Genomic DNA, 13,630 nt, shown 5'->3' on the forward strand with positions numbered 1-13,630 from the left:
ATTTGAATGCTGTTTGTCAGGGGCCGCGGTCGGTTGGCGGATTTTTTCATTTTGGGGCTTGACTTTTAATAGTTAGTCTCCATATTTGATAAGGGTATTGTAAAACCTAAATGTCCGCGAAATGTTACAGCGGCCAAAAAATTTCATTGAAAATCGAGGTGAAATGTTACAACGCTCGGACATTTCAAAAAAATTTACGGCGGGCAGCCGGAAATGGCCGTCCGCCGCGTTCTATTTTGTCGGTAGCATAATGGAAAATTCCGACCCCTTGCCCGGTTCCGAAACCACTTTGATATAGCCGCCCTGCCGCGTTACGATCTCGCGGGCCAGATACAGGCCAATCCCCACGCCCTGCTGTTCGTGTACTTCTTCCTCACGATAGAAGCGCCGGAAGATAGTGGCCTGATTGCTTTCGGAAATGCCCTTGCCGGTGTCGGTTACTTTGATCTCCACATACATTTCCCACAGCACCACCGACACAGCGATTTTTCCGCCTGCCGGGGTGTACTTCACCGCATTGTCCAGCAGATTAAAGAGGGCCTCGGATGTCCACTTGCTGTCATGGAAAACGGTCAAATCCTCCGGGCAGTCCACGGACACAGCGATTTCCTTTTTCTCCGCCGCATACACAATCCCACTCATGGCCTGCGCCACGGTATCAAAGAGGCGACCCGGTTTCTTATCCAACTGGATCACGCCCGTTTCCAGCCGTGAGGTTTTCACAAGGGCCTGAAAGAGAAAGTCCAGCTTATCCGTCTGGCTGCGGATTCCCCGGATAAAGTCGGTGCGCTCCGCCTCGGTCATGGGCTTTTCCAGCAGGGTGTCCGTCGCCATTTTCAGATTGCTTACCGGCGTTTTCACCTGATGGGAAATATCCGATACAAGGGTCTGTAACTCCTGCCGTTCCTCGTCCACCCGGCGGCGGTTCTCCTGCATGATCTGGTAAAGCCTTGCCAGCCGGTGTCCGATTCTGGCAAGCTGGGTTTCGCTGTCCTCTGGCCGCTGGGGCGCTTCATTCCCGGCGATCATGTGGTCTAAGGTCTGGCACAGGTCAGCGGTAAACTGCGACAGCCGCTTTCCAAACGCCTGCGTCAGTACAAAAATCCCCACAAGGGCGCACAGCAGCAGCGTCCCGCCTGTCAGCAGCACCGCAATCTGTTTTGTCACAAGAAACAGGGCTATGGTGATCCCGGACATGGAGAGGGCAAGCCCCATTGCCACCCGGCTAAACAGCCGCTTTACCGAGAGATTTTGAAACTTCATTTTGCCTCACCTCCCGTCCATTGATAGCCCATGCCGTAAACGGTCTTGATGTAGGGTGCGCCGCCGTCGGATTCAATCTTGCTGCGAATCCGGCTGATGGAGGTTGTCAGGGTGTGTTCGTCTACAAACCGCTCGTCTATATCCCACAGCCTTTCCAAAAGATGCCCACGGGTCAGCACTTGCCGGGGATTTTTGCGGAACAGGTTCAGCATTTTGTACTCCATCGGGGATAGGGTCAGGGGCTTGCCGTTTAGGGAAGCCGTCTGCTCCGAGAAGTCCAGAAACAGCCGCCCGTCGTCGTAAATGTCCTTAGCCGGTTTGTGGTGTTCCAGCATGGCGAACATGGCTTTGATTTTCCGCTGCAAGGCCCCGATCACAAAGGGCTTTGTGATGTAATCCACCGCGCCCACCTCATAGCCCCGTATCTGGTCGCTCTCCTGATCGTTGGCGGTCAGGAAAATCACGATGGTATCCGGGTGCTGGGGCTTTATCAGCTTGCACAGTTCAAAACCGTTCCCGTCCGGCAGGTTGATGTCCAGCAGCACTAAATTAAATTCCCGCTGGCGGATGGCTTCGGCTGCGGTTCTGGCATTTAGGGCAGAAGTCACGCCGTAGCCGTCTGCGGTCAGGTTATAGGCCAACATCTTATTCAAAAAACTGTCGTCCTCGACAATTAAAATCTGCTTCATATCCTCACTTCCTTTGCTTTTTGCAGATAGTATAACAGGCAAATGTCCGCGAAATGTTACAGCGGACAGATTTTTTCAAAAAAGTGCTTCTCCTTTATTATAGGATAGCCCGCTTTTCCGTACAAGGCAGAAAATATGAATTATAAAGTTTAATCTTCCTGCATATAGCAACATTCCATTGAGAAAATATGAAATATACAATGTAGATGGGTGGTGCTATATGGCAAATATCAAAGATTGTCCCGGCTTTGAAACTTTCGGTGCGGATGTAAAAGAGGCGCGGAAAGTCAAGCAGTTATCGCGTAAGACGCTGGCGGAACAGGTCAATATCGACTGGCGCTATCTTGCCAACATCGAAAATGACGGCACGATTCCCAGCCTGCCGGTTATCATACAGCTTATCAAAATCTGCGGGCTTCCCGTGGAACGGTATTTTAACCCGGAGGTCATGCGGGAGGAAAGCGCACAGCGGCAGCGGGTCAGCCACAAGCTGAAACTCTGCCCGGAAGAATTTCTGCCGATCATCGAGGGCGCGATTGACGGGGCCATTCAAATTCAACAGAAGAATGACGAAACGGAGGGTGCATGACAACCCTCTGTTTTGTTTTTGGGAGGACGCAATCTGCGCCCTCTCTTTTTTTGTACGGTTTTCGGAAAAACCGGGATTTTGCGGGTATTTCCTTGGGGTCAGAACGCTTTTTAAGGGAAGAAGAACAAAGACAGCAAGCATAGGGAGTGTAGCCACACTCCCGGCAAACGGCTTCCCGTTTGTATCTTGGGGAAGTCCCCAAACCCCTGAATGAATGGAGGTGAGAAAGTGGCAAACCGAAAACGGAAGTTTGTGCTGCGCGTCCCGGTGACGCCGGAGGAACGGGTGCTGATCCAGCAGAAGATGGCCCAGCTTGGCACAAAGAACTTTTCTGCCTACGCCCGGAAAATGCTGATTGACGGCTATATTGTCCACATCGACACCGGCCCCGTCCGGGCGCAGACCGCAGAGCTGCAAAAGATCGGCGTCAACATCAACCAGATTGCAAGGCGTATCAACAGTACCGGGACTGTGTACGCGCAGGACTTGGAGGACATCAAGGGGGCGCTGGCACAGATATGGCAGTTACAAAGATCCATCCTATCAAGTCAACGCTGAAAAAGGCGCTGGACTACATCGAGAACCCGGACAAGACCGATGAAAAGCTGTTCGTTTCTTCCTATGGCTGTTCCTATGAAACGGCGGATATTGAATTTCAAATGCTGTTAGATCAGGCGTACCAAAAGGGCAACAATCTGGCCCACCACCTGATACAAGCCTTTGAACCGGGGGAAACCACAGCAGAGCAGGCCCATGAGATCGGGCGGCGGCTTGCCGATGAAGTGCTGCAAGGTAAATACCCCTATGTGATAACCACCCACATCGACAAGGGCCACCTGCATAACCACATCATTTTCTGCGCCGTGGATATGGCGAACCAGCGCAAGTACATTTCCAACCGCCAGAGCTACGCCTTTATCCGGCGCACCAGCGACCGGCTGTGCAAGGAACACGGCCTGTCTGTGGTAAAGCCCGGCAAGGACAAGGGCAAGACCTATGCCGAGTGGGACGCACAGAAAAAGGGCAAGAGCTGGAAAGCAAAACTGAAAATTGCTATCGACGCGGCCATTCCGCAGGCCAAAGACTTTGACGGTTTTCTGCGGCTCATGGAGGCGCAGGGCTATGAAGTCAAACAGGGCAAGTTTATTTCATTCCGCGCGCTGGCAGACGGCCTCCGTCCCGGGCAGGAACGCTTCACCCGCTGCAAGACCTTGGGGGAGGATTACACCGAGGAACGGATCGCCCAGCGGATCAAGGGCATTGCCATCGACCGGGGGCCGCGCAGAAGAAGCACCGGGGAAATCTCCCTGCGGATCGCCTTGGAGGACAGTATCAAAGCCCAGCAGTCGGCGGGCTATGCGCGGTGGGCGAAGCTGCACAACTTGAAGCAGGCCGCCAATTCCTTAAACTTCATCACAGAACACCAGATCGACAGCTACGAGGGCTTGGAAAGCAGGCTGGCCGAGATCAGCGCTGCAAACGACGCGGCGGCCTCCGCCCTGAAAGACGCGGAACGCCGCCTTGGGGATATGGCGCTGCTGATAAAAAACCTCTCCGCCTACAAGCAGCTCCGGCCTGTGGCACTGGAACTGCGAAACGCCAAAGACAAGGCCGCGTTCCGGCGGCAGCATGAAAGCCAACTGATCTTGTATGAGGCGTCGGCAAAGGCGCTCAAAGAGGCCGGGATCGCAAAGCTCCCCAACCTGTACGCCCTCAAAACCGAGTATAAAAAACTGGACATAGAACGGGAACGGCTGTCCGCACAGTACAGCGAAGCGAAACAGAAATTGAAAGAATACGGCATTGTCAAACAGAATGTAGACAGCATTTTGCGGACAGCGCCGGGAAAGGAGCATACGCAGGAACGATGAACATAACGAGAATGAGTTACCCCCAATACCGCAAGGCCCGCAGGCTCACCCATGAGTGCTGCAACTACTGTAACGGAAACTGCCTCCTGCTGGACGATGGGGAGGAATGTGTCTGTGTGCAGAGTATTTCCTATTCGCTGCTGTGCCGGTGGTTCAAGGTGGCCGTCCTGCCGCTGGACGCTGCCCTGTGCGCCGAGATCACCAAAGGCCGGGGCGAAATCAAACGCTGCGCCGTCTGCGGGGCGGCGTTTACGCCCAACTCCAACCGGGCCAAATACTGCCCGGATTGTGCGGTGCAGGTACGCCGGAAGAAAGAGGCGGAACGCCAGCGGAAAAGATACCTCCTGTCTACGCATTTAGGGCGGTAAAAGTCCACGGAAATCAAGGGTTTTTCCGCATGGTCGGCAGGCAGGTGGATAAAGTTATCCTGTTCTCCCGAAAACAGGGTTCTAAATGCGGGAAAATGGACAAAAAAGAAGCGCCGGGACAAAGATAACTTTTCAGTTCTTTGTCCCGGCTGAATTTTGGCATGGACACTGATTTTGTGCAGTGCTATAATTCGAGTAAATAAACGAGATCGGGGTGATTATCCATGAATGAAAGAGAAAAGATTATCCAGCGTTGGTTTGATATGTGGTTGGAGCAACAGGATTTTGGAATAGATGAAATTTTTACAGAGGATGTTCTATATACAGAAAGTTGGAGTCCCCAATATTGCAATCGAAAAACTGTGAAGCACTGGTTTCAGGAATGGAATACCCGTGGCAAAGTCGTTACTTGGGAAATTAAACAATTCTTCCACAAGGAAAATCAGACAATCGTTGAGTGGTATTTCAAAAACGAAATGGACAATGGGAGCATAGAAGAATTTGACGGAATCTCTTTGATTGAGTGGACAGACGAGAACAAAATTAAGTCATTAAAAGAATTTGGGTGCAATCTGAATCATTATAATCCCTATGAGCATAGTGATACGCCCCAGTTTAGAAATGAAAAGGCAAGCTGGTTTTGATTATGCTTTGTTGCAAAAAAAGAAATGCCGGACGCAGAGGCTTTGACAGCCCCCGCGCCCGGCGTTTTGCTTATTCGTCTGTGAAGTGGAACCGCTGCGCCGCAAAGTCGGCGTCACTCATGGCGTCCAGCTTATCGGCGGTCTGGCAGGCCAGCGCCGCCATTTCCCTGTCCATGTCCGGCAAAGCTGCCCGGAGATTTGCCGCCGTCCTGCGGCGGTCGGTGTTGTGATACAGACAGATCAGGTTTTCTTCTTCCACGGTGAAATACATTCCTCATACCTCCATTTCTTTTGATTTTTCCCGCGCCGGGGGCTTCTTTTTCTGTTCCTCCTTGGCGGCGGCAAGCTGCGCCCGGATGGACGGTTTCTTTTGTTTCTGCGTCGTCTTTCGGGTCTGCTTGGGCTTTTTGGCCTCCGCCTTGGCTGCCTCGGCCACATCCAAAAGGGAAATCTGTTCCCCGGCTTTTGCCCTTGCTTCCAGTTCCTCCATAGACGGGGCGTTGTTCATCATGCCGTCGATCATGTTGTAGTTCTGTTCGGTGGACATTTCCGCCGTCTTGATATGACTTTCTGGCTGGGCGGGGATGGCAAAGGCCCTTGTGCCGTTTGCCATAATGAGATACCTTCCGTCCTCCGACTGGTGGTGGAATCCATACCCGGCGGCCTCCATCTGTTCCCGGCTCCTGTCGGTCAGATAGAAACGGCCTCTCGGCGTCTGGATTTGTTCGCCGGTCATGCACTCGTCCGGCGTGAGCTGCTTTTCCGGCTGGGCGAAGAACTCCGGCACCTGCCGGTAGTCGGCCCCCTCGTCCACATAATAGGCGGTCTGTTTCCCATCCTGCCGGAACACCACAATATCCCCCGTAGAGAGGGAATGTCCCTTGTAATCGGCGGGATGTTCTATATTGAAGCGGCGGTAAATCTCGTCCAGTGTGGTGTCCTTGTCCAGCGGCGCGGTGTAGACAAGCTGGTAATTCTTCCTGTCCACCGAAAGCCCATCTGCCTGCAAGTCCTCATAGGAACGGTAGCGGAAGTCGCGCCCCTCCGGGCCGGGCGGCACTTGGTAGATGGAAAAGTTGGGCTGCGCCGGGGCCTCATAATCAGAGGCAACATATTCCTCCACCGTCAGCCCGGCAGCGGCGGCCTCCTGTTCCAGCTCTGCCTCGATCTGTTTTTTGTAGTCCTGCAAACTCTGGTCGAAGTCGGCAAGCTGCGGCGGCTCCGGCAAATGGTACTGGCCTTGATTGAGAAGCGGGCGGCACTCCTTTACATAGTCCAAAACCGCATTGAAATAAGCGGTCTGTTCCGGCGTCAGGGTTTCCCCGGATCGCAGCGGACGCCGGGCCTCCTGCTCCATAGCGGCCAGATTGCAATGCAGCTCCATATACGGGATGAACTCATGCAGCAGCATATCCCGCTGGGCCTTGTCCGCCTCCCATGCCTCCGGCCCCTCATGGTGCAGCACATGGTTTTTCCAGCTTTCATCCTGCGCGTAGTATTCGTGATAGCCCCGGATATGCTGGATCAGGGAACCGTCCCCGTCGCCAAAGTCCTGCCGCCCCTCGTAGCTGTCCGGCTGGCCCTGCATGGTAAAGTCAATGCGGAACTTGGTCTTGTCGTACCAATGGCCCGTATAGCCCGGCTGCTCCCGGTCATGGCGTCTGGCGCTGTCCAGCTCCTTGAAAACGGCCTCAGCTTCATGCAGCGGCATTTGCTGGCCGTCTTTCAAATGGGGGCTTTCACTCCAAAGGATCGTGACAACCGGCTCCGCTGCCGGATTCTGTGCGATCTGCCGCTGGGCGTTGGCAACGGCAATCTCACTTTCGATCTCGCTTTTCACAAAGGAATCCATCTGGCCCTTTTGCAGCTCGTAGCCCTGTTCGCACAGGCGGTTGATAAGCCCGATCACCTTGTCGGTATCGCCCACGGATTCGGCATAGGCCACGATCAACTGCCGTTCCTCGCTGCCCAAACGCGGGGCGTTTTTCTCCGCCAGCTCAATCAGGGCGGCGGCTCGGTCAGCCGGGGACGCCTCCGGAATGAACGGCTTTCCATTCAAAAGGCCGTCGATCCCGTTCCACGCCTGCGGCTGGGGAATGGCGTTGGCCTGTTCGGTTGCTTCCAGAAAATCATCCAGCCCGTCGCCGGTCAGGGGTTCCATCGTCCCAGCCGGTCGCTCATGGATGGCAAGGATTTCTTTTCCGGCTTCCGCAAGGGACAGGTCGGGATTGTCAAGCTGGCCTCCGTCCAGTTCCTTGTAGTCGGGGCCGTACAGCGTGTAATCATAGCCGGTTTCCGATGTCTGGATATACAGGTAATCGCTGCTTTCCAGACGGTAGGCGGCCTCCTGCGGGGCTTCTGCCTGTTCCAGCGTTCCGTCCCCGGCAATGGTAAAGCCCTGTGCCTGCGCCGCCTCCTTGGTTTCCTGCGACACTTCGCCGGTGGATTTCAAATCCGCGTCAATGAGGGTTTGCAGCATGGCCTTTACGCTGTCGGTCATTTCCTGCTGTTGCTCCGGGGGCAGCTTGGAAAATACGCTGTCCGGGTCTGGCTGCTCGGCGGCCTGTTCCATCGGCGCGGCCTGCGGCTGCTCCTGCTGGGCCTGCCGTTCTTTCTGAAGCTGGGCAAGGTGGCCGTCAATGGTGGTAATCAGTTCATGGGCGGTGGCCCGGATGGTTTCAAGGGAGGCTTTCAGCTCTTTCAAGTCCTTGCCGGAACTCCAACCGGCCACATAGCCAAAGGAATAGTCGGAGGTGTCCAGCCCGTAGTGCTGGCAGACGGCATAGGCCACGCTTTCGGCCTGCACCTCGCGGGTGCGGCTGTCGGGGCGGTCGGCCTGCTCAATGGCCGGGGCTTCCGGGTCGATGGCGTGGAGCTTGGAATGGGCGATCTCATGGATGGCCGTCTTTAGGGTCTGTAATTCGCTCATGCCCTCCTGAATGGCGATCCGCTTTTCCGTCAGGTGGTAGTAGCCGTGGGAACCGCCCGGAATATCCTCAAAACCAATGGGAACCGGGGAGGTCTGTTCCAGCGCCTTGAAAAATTCCCCGTAGCGTTCCACGCTGCCGGTCAGTTCTTCCACGCCGATAGAGGGCAGCGGTTCCCCCTCGGTCTGGCTCACATCAAAGACGGAAACGATCTTAAAGGCCGGAACCTGTATTTCCTGTACTTCGGTAACAGGCTTTCCGTCCTTACCCATCACCGGCCTGCCCTGTGCGTCCAGCTTTTGCACTTCCTTTTTCGCCTTGAACGGGGCCGGGGCCAGTATCTTGATGGCCTTTTCGCCTTTCTTTACATTGCGGTGAAAATCGTCCCGCCACTTGTTGTAGCCCGCCACAAGCTGTCCGCCCTGCATGGCGATCAGGAGGGTGTTGTTGAAGCTGTAACTGTGGAACTTGGACATGGTGGTGAGATAGGCTTTGTAGCGTTCACTCTCGAAAAGCTCCTGTATGCCGGTTTCCAGCCGGTCGGTGATCTCTTTCATGCGCTCGGCGCTGTTCTGGCCGTTTAAGAGAATGGGGGTGACAGGCTGCGGGGCCTTTGTAGGCGCTGCCGCCTCCGGCTGCACCTTGCTTTCCTCCCGCAGAATTTCCGGCGCGGGATAGGCCATCACCCGGTATGGTTCCGGCACCGGCTGTCCCTCATGGACGCGCTGCCATTCGTCGCTGGTTCGCAGGATATAACCGTAATCGGTAAAGGTTCCCTGTTCCTCGTTGGCGATAAAGCTCCCCAGCCGGTCGGTGTCAATGGCCGGTTTCCACGGGTCGGGAACGACAAACAGCCCGGAATCATTCAGATAATATTCCCCCAGACTGCGGTTGTCCTTGGCGTTGATTAAGACAAAACAATCGGTGTTTTCGGCGTAGTCCAAAAGCTGCCCGATGGTCTGCATTTTCGCCGGGGACTGCATGGCGGCGTTCAGCTCCGCAAGCTCCACGGCGTCCAGCCTTTGAAGCTGGGCAGCAAGGAAGTTCAGTTCGTCCACGCTGGCGGCTTTTATCAAATCCTCCGGCAGTTCCAGCGGTTTTCCCTCCGGGGCAGAAAAGCCGTCAATAAACAAGTCCTGCTGGTTGTCGGCGGTGATATGGATTTCCTTTAGGGCTTCCTGCACCTGTTCGGCGGTAGTCGGCAAGGAAAGCCAGTACCCATGCGGCCCGCCGGTCTGCGCCTCGGCGCGGCTATCAAGAAAAATGGAAAATACTTCGTTCACGGGTTCCCTCCTTTCCGGGTTGGCTGTGGTCTGCTGCGGCTGCGCGGTTTCTTCCTGCGCGGGAAGTGCTGCGGCTTTTGCCGGTTCCTCCCCCTCGATGGTATAGCCGGGGAGCAGGCAGCCATTGACCTTAAAACAGTCGGCGTATTCCTTGGGGATGGCCGGGGAAATTTCGGTAAAGTAATGGTCGTGGGCTTTGATCCGGCCATTCAGGTACTTGTCCAGTTCTTCCCGGCTGGCAAAGACTTTCCGATCCTGTCCGGCGATCTTGGCCTGCCGGTAGCTGCCCGGCGCGTTGGTGCGGAGGCTCCAGCGGAGCGTCCACGAGTAGGGAACGGATTTTTGGGCGGCGCTGTCGTACCGGGTGTTCTCGGAAATGGAATAATCCATCTGGTAAACCATGTTGCTGCGGATATGGCGGTATTCGTCCGGGGCCTCCCACTGGTTTGCGGTGTGGGTGACGGGAAGCGTCCGGGCATATTCAAGAGCTTTATCCAGAAACAGGGTTCTTCCAGCCTGTTCCTCCCATGCGGCGGCCTGTTCTTTCAGGCGGTCAAACACTTCCTGTTCTGCGGCGGCGCTTTCCGCCCGCAGGGAAAGAAGCTCTGCAAGGGGCAGCTTTACCGCTTCGGAAAGATCGGCCTTGCCGCTTTCAAAGTAAATCCGGCGCTCGATCCGCATAGTGCTGGCCGGTTCTAAATCGTCATGGTCGTAGGAGCTGTAAGACATTTGGGGTTCACATCCTTTCTATGGTGGTGATCTGATACAAGGGGTTTGGGGCTTCCCCAAAGAGAAAATCCCCGGCCCGGCAGGTGCGCCGGGTCAGGGATTTTGCCGGGAGTGTGGCTACACTCCCTATGCTTGCTGTTTTTAGTTCTTGCTGTTTTTAGTTCTTGCCCCTCTGTTCCACGCGGTAGTTTACATACTTGCCGCCGGTATCGGCCAAAAGCACCGTCCCGTCATAGGTCTTGCCGGTTTTCATGGAGCGCAGGCCCTTTACCTTTGCTTTTCCATCTTTAAGGAGCGCGGCGGCGATCTTCGGGGTGAACGCCTTGCCCCGTTCCTCAAAAAATCGGTCATTCTTCCACATGACAAACTGGCAGCTTCGGTTTCCGCAGTAGTAGTTCTTTTTGCCCTCGTAGACGCTTTCCCCGCAGCGCGGACATTTGCCGATAACCACACGCTCGGTCTGAAACAACTTCTGCGCGTCCTCGCTGATCTGGGAGTAGTTTGCGATCAGGCCCCTTGTCATTTCTGCAATGCCAGCCATGAAGCCCTCCGGGTCGGCCTGCCCCTTGGCAATGGCCGTCAGCTCCGTTTCCCACTGTGCCGTAAGCTGGGGAGAGGTCAGCGCCTCCGGCAGCACACAGGCAAGGTTATGGCCGTCCTTGGTGGGAAGTAGCTGTTTGCCCCTGCGCTCCACAAAGCCCATCTGCACCAGCTTTTCTAAGATGGAGGCGCGGGTGGCCGGGGTTCCCAATCCCTGCCGCTCGGCGTCCTCCGGCAGATCGTCCGCACCGGCGCGCTCCATAGCGGAAAGCAGGGTATCTTCCGTGTAGGATTTTGGCGGTGTTGTGAAATGTTCGGTGACGGCGGCAGTTACCTTGTCAAAGGTCTGTCCCTCGGTAATTTTGGGAAGTTCCTGCGCAGGCTCCGGGGCGGTGTCGTCGGCGTCTGTTTTGAACGACGCCTTAAAGCGGCGGTCAAGCTCTTTCCAGCCGGGGGTCAGGATGGTCTTTCCCTTGGCGGTAAAGGTGTTCCCGGCACAGGTGAATGTAGCGGTGACAGCTTCGTACACATGGGGCGCGGCCACGGCGCACAGCAGCTTGCAGCACACAAGGGACAGCAGTTTCTTTTCGCCCTCGGTCAGCCCGTCAAAGCCTTTCTGCACAAATTCCATTGTCGGGACAATGGCGTGGTGGTCGCTCACCTTTTTGCTGTTCAGCACCCGGCCAAACTGCGAGGACAGGTCAAGCCCCGCCACAAAGGGAAGCAGCGGCCACAGACCGGACACAAGGTTTTCCGCCGTTGGCAGCATATCATCGGTCAAATACTGGCTGTCGGTGCGGGGATAGGTCAGCAGCTTCTTTTCGTAAAGCTGCTGGGCATAGTCAAGGGTCTGCTTGGCGGTAAATCCAAACAGGCGGTTTGCCTCCCGCTGCAAGGTGGTGAGGTCATAGAGGCGGGGCGGCTGCTCCGTCTTTTTCTCCCGTGTCACTGACACACAAACGGCCTGCGCCGTTTCACAGGCGGCTTTCAGGGCCTTGGCGTCGGCAGCGTTTCCCATGCGTTCACTGGCCGCCTCCATGCCGCCCGCCGCGATCTGGACGATGTGGTATTTCTCTTTCTGAAAGCTGCTGATCTTGGCCTCCCGGTCAACCAGCATTTTCAGGGTCGGCGTCTGGACACGGCCCACGGTCAGGGTCTTGTGGTAGAGGATGGAGAACAGCCGGGTCGCGTTGATCCCCACCAGCCAATCCGCCTGCGCCCGGCAAAGGGCCGACTGATACAGGTTATCATAATCGGCTCCCGGTTTCAGGTGGGCAAAGCCGTCTTTAATGGCCGCATCCTCCATGCTGGAAATCCAAAGGCGCTGAAACGGTTTCTTGCAGCCCGCCATCTGGTAGACGAAACGGAAAATCAATTCCCCCTCGCGCCCGGCGTCGGTGGCGCACACAAGGCCGGTGACATCGGGGCGCTCCATCAAAGAACGCAGGGTGTCAAACTGCTTTTTCTTATCGTCGGGAATGATGTACTGCCATTCCTGCGGCAGAATCGGCAGGTCGTCATAGCGCCATTTTTTGAAACGCTCGTCATAAGTCCCAGCGTCGGCAAGGGAAACAAGGTGGCCGATACACCAGCTCACCAGATAGCCGTTCCCCTCCATATAACCGTCCTGTTTCTTGTCCGCGCCGATCACACCCGCAATGCTGCGGGCTACGCTTGGTTTCTCTGCAATTACTAACTGATAGCTCATACTTCGTCCTCCTTATTTCCATCTTCGTCTGTCATATCCTCGTCCGGCTCCGGGGCTTCGTCCTCGTCGTCCTCGTCCTCTCCAAAGTCATACTCGGCCAGATCGTCATTTCCTGTGGTGTCAGCTTTTTCCTTTTTGAATTTCAGGAAGTAGAGGGCTGCGCCGCCGCCCAGCAGCACTATCACAAAGAACACCACAAGGCCGCCCATGCCGCTTGGCTTTTCCTCCTGCGGCTTTTCTTCCTCCGGCTGGGGGGGCTTCGGCTCCGGCCCGTTGCAGGCGGTCAGGTTGTTTTTACAGACCGGGCAGGCCGTATTGACGGCCCCGGCTTGACATTTGGCCGTACAGGTGCAGACCTCCGGCTCTTTTTTCCCGCCCTCCAACAAGGCTTGCAGGTCGGCGTCGTCCACTTGGTTGAGAAAATGCACCGCCGTTTCCTTATCCTCGTTAGCCCGGTCGATCAGGATGTAAAAATAATTCCCGGCCTTGGTGGTAACGGTGATAAGCTGTTTATCCCCGAAAAAATCATCCACCAGCGTAGCGTTGCCCTGCGGGGTAACGGGTACGCCCTCCGGCTCCATGCCGCCGGTGGTGGGTTCTTCGGTTTCCTCCGGCACTTCTGCGGGGGCCTCGGTGGTTTCCGGCAGCGGCACAGGGTCAGGGTCAGCGCCCCCGGCGTAGGCGGTAACGGTCGTGGTCGCCATGCAGAGCGCAGCGGCCACGGCCAGCGTCAAGGTGCGGAACAGTTTAGATTTCTTCATGGGCGCTGTCCTCCTGTTCAAAGTCCGGGATCGGGGCCGGGGCCGCCTGCAACGCACCGCCGCGCACAAAGGCGGCGAACTCCTGCGGGGTCATGTTGAGGCCGCGCACAAGCTGGACGATCTGCAAGTTTTCCTGTTCGGTCTTGGCCGCTTCCAGCTCCCGAAGCTGCTTTTGCAGCTCCGCGATCTTGCCCTTGGTTTTCTCAATATCCTTTTCAATGCGTTCCAATTTGTTCATTGCCATAGTCAAAAACTCCT

12 protein-coding genes are annotated in these 13,630 nt (G+C 55.9%); 5 read left to right on the top strand and 7 right to left on the bottom strand.

The window, feature by feature from the left end; genetic code table 11:
* Positions 1-231: 231 nt before the first annotated feature.
* Both GPK89_RS12535 and GPK89_RS12540 read right to left on the bottom strand, forming a co-directional pair.
* Entirely contained in the window at positions 232-1,263 is a 1,032-nt protein-coding gene (locus tag GPK89_RS12535; protein ID WP_215693579.1) for a sensor histidine kinase, read from the bottom strand.
* A complete protein-coding gene (locus GPK89_RS12540; protein WP_215693581.1) occupies positions 1,260-1,952 on the bottom strand; it encodes a response regulator transcription factor in 693 nt (230 codons plus the stop codon). The genes GPK89_RS12535 and GPK89_RS12540 overlap by 4 nt, the downstream gene beginning before the upstream one ends.
* Before the next feature lie 220 nt (positions 1,953-2,172).
* On the opposite strand from GPK89_RS12540, the gene GPK89_RS12545 reads away from it, so the two are divergent.
* The 5 genes from GPK89_RS12545 to GPK89_RS12565 all read left to right on the top strand — a co-directional run bounded on the left by GPK89_RS12545 (position 2,173) and on the right by GPK89_RS12565 (position 5,424).
* Positions 2,173-2,541 carry a helix-turn-helix domain-containing protein gene (locus GPK89_RS12545; RefSeq protein WP_215693583.1) on the top strand — a complete coding sequence of 123 codons (369 nt, stop codon included), beginning with the start codon at positions 2,173-2,175 and terminating at the stop codon, positions 2,539-2,541.
* Between the two features lie 228 nt (positions 2,542-2,769).
* A complete protein-coding gene (locus GPK89_RS12550) occupies positions 2,770-3,099 on the top strand; it encodes a plasmid mobilization protein (protein ID WP_215693585.1) in 330 nt (109 codons plus the stop codon).
* Entirely contained in the window at positions 3,060-4,412 is a 1,353-nt protein-coding gene (locus GPK89_RS12555; RefSeq protein WP_215693587.1) for a relaxase/mobilization nuclease domain-containing protein, read from the top strand. The genes GPK89_RS12550 and GPK89_RS12555 overlap by 40 nt, the downstream gene beginning before the upstream one ends.
* Complete coding sequence (locus GPK89_RS12560) at positions 4,409-4,780, top strand: cysteine-rich VLP domain-containing protein (RefSeq protein WP_215693589.1); 372 nt, start codon at positions 4,409-4,411, stop codon at positions 4,778-4,780. The genes GPK89_RS12555 and GPK89_RS12560 overlap by 4 nt, the downstream gene beginning before the upstream one ends.
* Positions 4,781-5,004: 224 nt before the next feature.
* A complete protein-coding gene (locus GPK89_RS12565; RefSeq protein WP_215693591.1) occupies positions 5,005-5,424 on the top strand; it encodes a nuclear transport factor 2 family protein in 420 nt (139 codons plus the stop codon).
* 70 nt (positions 5,425-5,494) lie between these two features.
* On the opposite strand, the gene GPK89_RS12570 is transcribed toward GPK89_RS12565, so the two are convergent.
* The 5 genes from GPK89_RS12570 to GPK89_RS12590 all read right to left on the bottom strand — a co-directional run bounded on the left by GPK89_RS12570 (position 5,495) and on the right by GPK89_RS12590 (position 13,616).
* The gene (locus GPK89_RS12570; protein ID WP_215693593.1) at positions 5,495-5,695 is read right to left on the bottom strand and encodes a transposon-transfer assisting family protein; all 201 of its coding nucleotides are present in this window, start codon (positions 5,693-5,695) and stop codon (positions 5,495-5,497) included.
* A 3-nt stretch (positions 5,696-5,698) separates the two neighbouring features.
* The gene (locus tag GPK89_RS12575; protein WP_215693594.1) at positions 5,699-10,363 is read right to left on the bottom strand and encodes an LPD25 domain-containing protein; all 4,665 of its coding nucleotides are present in this window, start codon (positions 10,361-10,363) and stop codon (positions 5,699-5,701) included.
* A 157-nt stretch (positions 10,364-10,520) separates the two neighbouring features.
* Positions 10,521-12,611 (bottom strand): DNA topoisomerase 3, encoded by a 2,091-nt coding sequence (locus GPK89_RS12580; protein WP_215693596.1) that lies wholly within the window; start codon positions 12,609-12,611, stop codon positions 10,521-10,523.
* Positions 12,608-13,372, bottom strand: a complete 765-nt coding sequence (locus GPK89_RS12585) for a DUF4366 domain-containing protein (RefSeq protein WP_215693598.1) — start codon at positions 13,370-13,372, stop codon at positions 12,608-12,610. The genes GPK89_RS12580 and GPK89_RS12585 overlap by 4 nt, the downstream gene beginning before the upstream one ends.
* On the bottom strand, positions 13,359-13,616 hold the full coding sequence (locus GPK89_RS12590) for a DUF4315 family protein (RefSeq protein ID WP_003509287.1): 258 nt from the start codon (positions 13,614-13,616) through the stop codon (positions 13,359-13,361). Before GPK89_RS12590 ends, GPK89_RS12585 begins: the two co-directional genes overlap by 14 nt.
* Positions 13,617-13,630 lie beyond the last annotated feature (14 nt).

The sequence above is a fragment of the Gemmiger formicilis genome, from assembly GCF_018784445.1.
Taxonomy (GTDB): domain Bacteria; phylum Bacillota; class Clostridia; order Oscillospirales; family Ruminococcaceae; genus Gemmiger.

Excerpts from the sequence above, each read along its gene's own strand:
- GPK89_RS12535 (WP_215693579.1), bottom strand. The coding sequence starts at position 1,263 with ATGAAGTTTCAAAATCTCTCGGTAAAGCGGCTGTTTAGCCGGGTGGCA.
- GPK89_RS12540 (WP_215693581.1), bottom strand. The coding sequence starts at position 1,952 with ATGAAGCAGATTTTAATTGTCGAGGACGACAGTTTTTTGAATAAGATG.
- GPK89_RS12545 (WP_215693583.1), top strand. The coding sequence starts at position 2,173 with ATGGCAAATATCAAAGATTGTCCCGGCTTTGAAACTTTCGGTGCGGAT.
- GPK89_RS12555 (WP_215693587.1), top strand. The coding sequence starts at position 3,060 with ATGGCAGTTACAAAGATCCATCCTATCAAGTCAACGCTGAAAAAGGCG.
- GPK89_RS12560 (WP_215693589.1), top strand. The coding sequence starts at position 4,409 with ATGAACATAACGAGAATGAGTTACCCCCAATACCGCAAGGCCCGCAGG.
- GPK89_RS12565 (WP_215693591.1), top strand. The coding sequence starts at position 5,005 with ATGAATGAAAGAGAAAAGATTATCCAGCGTTGGTTTGATATGTGGTTG.
- GPK89_RS12570 (WP_215693593.1), bottom strand. The coding sequence starts at position 5,695 with ATGTATTTCACCGTGGAAGAAGAAAACCTGATCTGTCTGTATCACAAC.
- GPK89_RS12575 (WP_215693594.1), bottom strand. The coding sequence starts at position 10,363 with ATGTCTTACAGCTCCTACGACCATGACGATTTAGAACCGGCCAGCACT.
- GPK89_RS12580 (WP_215693596.1), bottom strand. The coding sequence starts at position 12,611 with ATGAGCTATCAGTTAGTAATTGCAGAGAAACCAAGCGTAGCCCGCAGC.
- GPK89_RS12585 (WP_215693598.1), bottom strand. The coding sequence starts at position 13,372 with ATGAAGAAATCTAAACTGTTCCGCACCTTGACGCTGGCCGTGGCCGCT.
- GPK89_RS12590 (WP_003509287.1), bottom strand. The coding sequence starts at position 13,616 with ATGGCAATGAACAAATTGGAACGCATTGAAAAGGATATTGAGAAAACC.